This window comes from bacterium (genome assembly GCA_037131655.1).
Taxonomy (GTDB): domain Bacteria; phylum Armatimonadota; class Fimbriimonadia; order Fimbriimonadales; family JBAXQP01; genus JBAXQP01.
On record JBAXQP010000223.1, the window covers coordinates 1 to 4,521 of the forward strand.

The following is a 4,521-nucleotide window of genomic DNA, read 5'->3' on the forward strand; positions in this document are numbered from 1 at the left end:
GCACTTCCACTGCGCGAACGGCAATATCCACCCCATCCTGCGGCCCCATCACGCCGAGATAGACGCCGAGATAAGGCCGTCCACGTTTCAGACTAGGATCAGGTTCGGTAGGCTTGAAACGAGCAAGCTGCGGGCCACTGCGCACTACGGCCACATCATCAGGGTGCATCTTGCCTCGCGAAACGGCGATTTCTTTGTAGCTTTCGTTGGTAGATATGACCATATCGGCTGTTTCGAACGTCTTGCGCTCCAGCCAGTATTGGCTCTTTAACAGTTTGCCTGTCTCTTTTTTGAACCGCGAGACGAAGAGTTCGGGGCATAAATCGTGATGGTCGAATACAAAAGCCTTCTTGCGTCGCTTCCAATATTTACCAATCGTCCAAAAGATATCGGGCGGATTACAGGACTGGATGACATCAAAACCCACTTCCTTGGCGACCCGCTTGGTCAGCTTCCATGTGTTGATCCAAGCCGTCCAGTACTCCTTCACATAGCTGGCAGGTCCACTGGAAGTTGCTTGGAGCACATAACGATAGACATGGATTCCCTCAATCGTCTTACACAATTCAGTGTCATTAGGAGGGCAGGGTGAGATCACCGACACCTCATATCCCGCTTCAGTAAGAGCAAGGGATTCCATCCAAACCCGCCGATCAAATGGCACCGGCAAGTTCTCAACAAGTATAAGTATTCGGCCTTTAATTTTACTTTCCATAGCCATCCATTAAGTTCATAATTGCCATAATTATACCTCAGCATCGTACGATGCTTGGGGGGGCAGGGGGCGAGGCCCCTGCGTGCTCTAATCACGTCACCCTGAGCGTAGTCGAAGGGACTTCCGGAAGATTCCTCGACAGACTCGGAATGACGTCCCTTTAGGACATATGGGGTAAAGCCATCAGAATGCTGGCACAAATGGATGCGGGCTTCCTACTCAGCGTTTGCAGGTTGCAAGTGGCTTTTTTCTCTTAGGGTTATTACTCTACGACCGGAATCTTGCGCTTTATTTAAGGCGTAGCGAATGATGGTGCAGGCAGGATCGGCTTTGGCTAAGGTCATGGCGTGAAAATGGAATAATAAAAAATCATCATTAGTATTAAATGCTTTATCTAGCATATCGAGATAAGGAGGGACGGATTTAGCGGCTTCACATGAAGTGAAATATCGTTTATCACAAAGGCCGTTCGAACGATAGATCGTTACATCTTTCGACATTGCGAGATGACTTTGCGGTCTCTGAGCGCATGAAAGACCTATCCAGCGGTATCGGTGTCTGAGTAGAAGCTGGAGATGAGATTGCAGGTCGTCGATATCCATACCGATCCCTTCGCTAACTACTTCCTTTTGACTAAAAGCCGCTTCAACTCTTATCTGTTCGCGGCCTAGGGAACGTTCGCTTACTCGCTCTAAAGCTGATGTCAGAACCAGCGGATCAAGAGCATGCCCTTCGCCAATGATAACATCCGCTAAATTTGGAAAGGTTAGGACGCAATCGGCGGTGGCAAAGAAATGAAGGTGTGTTTGGAATGCACGGACTGCTTCCAATATTCGAACAACATATGAGGGGTCTGACTCCTCGACCACTTCCCACTCACGCGGCGAGTACTCTAGGTCGATACGAAAACATACAGCGCTCATGGCTTCCTAATAACTGAAGAGGTGAAGCAAGGCGAGAATTATCCTCGCCTTGCGTTGTAAGTATCGTTTTAAACTACTTGATGTCGACTTTGGCGCCGACTGCGGCAAGCTTGGTAGCGATAGTTTCGGCTTCTTCTTTAGAGACGCCTGTCTTGACCGGCTGAGGAGCGCCATCAACGAGGTCTTTGGCTTCCTTGAGGCCAAGGCTGGTAAGCTCGCGGACAACCTTGATGACCTGCAGCTTCTGATCGCCGACTGATGAGAGAACGGCATCAAAACTGGTCTTTTCTTCTTCTACGGGGGCTGCTTCGGCAGCGCCAGCGCCGACGCCTACGGCAACCGGGGCGGCAGCGGTAACGCCAAAAGTATCTTCCATTGCTTTTTTGAGCTCGCTGAGCTCGAGTACCGTCATTTTCGAAATAAGATCTACAATCTGTTCAACTGTACTAGCCATGCTAATTGCTCCTTCCCAATGCGTTTTTTGTGTGATTTTGAATGCGTGTTATGCGCCGCTCTTTTGAGTCTCGATGGCTCCAACAAGGCGAACAACGCCGGCGATCATTTCGTTCATGATCCCAACAACGTTGCCGAGAGGAGCTTGGACCAATCCGACGACTTGCCCGAGCAAGATTTCTCGTGACGGCAGTTTTGCAAATTCTGCAACCTGCATTGCATCAAACATACGGCCTCCGATAGAGGCGCCTTTGATAACGAGAGTCTTGTGCTCGCGCAGGAAAGTCGTGAGGACTTTGGCGCATTCGGTTTCATTTTTCGTGATAAAAGCCGTTGCCGTTGGGCCTTCGAGCAGTTGCTCGGCAGCCGCATCCGGGTTGTGGCTCATCGCTCGCCGGAAGAGCGTATTCTTGACAATGTGGTATTCCGCGCCGGCATCTCTGAGCTTCTGTCGAAGCTCGGTGACCTCTTTAACGGTCAAGCCGCGGTATTCCGTGAACAATAAGGCGACCGAATCATCGTACCACTGACGTACATGTTCAATCGTTGCCGCTTTTTGCGGTGTGGGCACGGTGTCACCTCCTAACTTATTCGTGTCAACTGCCAAAATAATTCGACAGCATGCTAGGAGTTACGCAGAGGGAACTGAGAGAAGCACATTCATGAGGCCGGCATAAAGCCGTTCTCAAGCACAAGCGATAGGCTAGTTGCTCCTCGGCAGGGCAGTTTTAAGGCCAAATGCCCCCTGCTGTCTCCAGAGACCAAGAAATTATAGCCCCATATTGATGGGTTTGTCAACTGTACGTTCCAAACCTATTGCCTATCAGGTTCCCTGAGGTACTATAAAATCATAAAGATGTGCTTGTGGAGGTAATGGATGGAACTTGAACTACGTCGGCGAAATGATCCCCAGGGCGAGACGACTATAACGACTGAAACAATCCCCACCGAGAAAATCGGCATCGTGCTGGTGGACACGTGGGATTACCATTGGTGTATGACCTGCACCGAAAGATATGGCTCCTTTGTGCCGCGTTTCAATAAGGCGCTGGAAGGCTTCCGTAAGCTCGGGATCCCGGTTTTCTGGGGGCCGACTGATGTTTCAGACCATTATGTGGGAACGCCAATGCGTGAGCGTGCGCTGGCTGTACCTTCTCATGAATTGCCGAAGTTATTGGATCTAGAACTTCCTGAGTTGCCCGAAAATAGTCCGCCTTGTATGTGCGGTCCAGGGGTGGGCTGTCCCTATAATCATGGTTTCCAGGCGATGGCGCCGGGACTTAATATCCCGCCAGAAGATTTGATTGTCGAAGGCCGACAAGAGCTTTATTCATGGTGCCAAGAATTGGGTCTTACGCACCTTCTCTATATGGGATTTGCCACCAACGCCTGCATGATCGGTAAGATGGTAGGGCTTAATCCTATGAGGAGAACAGGCATTAAGACGCTCATAGCTCGCGACATGACCGATGGCTGGACGACCTACGATCCGGCGACAGGCCTTAACTCAGACATCGGCACCGACAATTTAATCGCCGCCCTCGAGACCTACGTTCCTACAATCCATGCCATCGATGAGCTTAGGAAGATTGGATTATGGGAAGATGAATGGGTAGTTGACCCTGTTCGAATGGCGCCCTGGGGCAAACCGACGCGGCCTTATCTTTTCGAAAAAGGTTTCATCCTCACCCTCACAGCTCCATTAACGGAGGGTGTCGACATCTACTATACGCTCGATGGCACTGAACCTGGTCTCAGCTCTAAGCTCTACACGGGGCCGCTCAAGATTGAGGACACTTGCACCGTTCGAACAGTGGCTTTCCGAAATGGAAAGCAGGCTTGTTTGGAAAGCAGTGGTTACTTTGCCCGCCTCCCCGAAATGCCGTCGATGCCCGATGTGCATATTTCTGATTTGAAAGCTTTACGCGAGACGGTTTCCGGATTCAACCTTTGGGCAAATGTCGGTCCCGAGTATGTTTTCTTCCGCAAACCGACCCGTGATAAGTCATATGCTGAGAAGGACAGAGATATCGTCATGCGCCAGAAGACCTACGCTAAAGGTTTAGGGGTTGAAGCGCCTTCGATGATGCTTTATGAACTCAAGCCCGAATACGACCGGTTTGTCGGAATTGGCGGGATGGACGAAACGATGTCAGATGATGAACTTGCCGGTGGGAAAGCATTTTTTCCGATGGTCTCGTTCAAAGTTTTTATCGATGGCAATCTGATGGCCGAAAGCCCGTGGTTAAGGTTCACACAAGAGCCTTGGCGATTTGATATCAAAATCCCCAAGGGCAGCCGCGTCATTAATATCATTACGACCGAAGGCGAAGGCTCCCGCTACAATTTCGCCTACTGGGCCAATGCTGGGTTTGTGCTGAAGAAGTAGGTTTTGGGTAGGAGGCATATGTTGAGAAGCTCAAAGAGAAC

At 50.3% G+C, this 4,521-nt stretch carries 5 protein-coding genes; 1 reads left to right on the top strand and 4 read right to left on the bottom strand.

Annotated features, from left to right (window positions below):
* From WCO51_10025 to rplJ, 4 genes are all read right to left on the bottom strand, one after another.
* Window positions 1–715 (bottom strand): glycosyltransferase (locus WCO51_10025; GenBank protein ID MEI6513595.1); only part of this gene is annotated, 715 nt, incomplete at its 3' end.
* 215 nt (window positions 716–930) lie between these two features.
* Complete coding sequence (locus WCO51_10030; GenBank protein ID MEI6513596.1) at window positions 931–1,638, bottom strand: hypothetical protein; 708 nt, start codon at window positions 1,636–1,638, stop codon at window positions 931–933.
* 73 nt (window positions 1,639–1,711) lie between these two features.
* Window positions 1,712–2,092 (bottom strand): 50S ribosomal protein L7/L12, encoded by a 381-nt coding sequence (gene rplL / locus WCO51_10035; protein MEI6513597.1) that lies wholly within the window; start codon window positions 2,090–2,092, stop codon window positions 1,712–1,714.
* A 48-nt stretch (window positions 2,093–2,140) separates the two neighbouring features.
* On the bottom strand, window positions 2,141–2,662 hold the full coding sequence (gene rplJ, locus WCO51_10040) for a 50S ribosomal protein L10 (GenBank protein ID MEI6513598.1): 522 nt from the start codon (window positions 2,660–2,662) through the stop codon (window positions 2,141–2,143).
* A gap of 306 nt (window positions 2,663–2,968) precedes the next feature.
* Here rplJ and WCO51_10045 point away from each other — a divergent pair, with 306 nt between their 5' ends.
* A complete protein-coding gene (locus tag WCO51_10045) occupies window positions 2,969–4,480 on the top strand; it encodes an NPCBM/NEW2 domain-containing protein (GenBank protein MEI6513599.1) in 1,512 nt (503 codons plus the stop codon).
* Window positions 4,481–4,521: the final 41 nt, after the last annotated feature.

Coding starts and splice junctions, on each gene's coding strand:
- WCO51_10030 (MEI6513596.1), bottom strand. CDS start 1,638: ATGAGCGCTGTATGTTTTCGTATCGACCTAGAGTACTCGCCGCGTGAG.
- rplL (MEI6513597.1), bottom strand. CDS start 2,092: ATGGCTAGTACAGTTGAACAGATTGTAGATCTTATTTCGAAAATGACG.
- WCO51_10045 (MEI6513599.1), top strand. CDS start 2,969: ATGGAACTTGAACTACGTCGGCGAAATGATCCCCAGGGCGAGACGACT.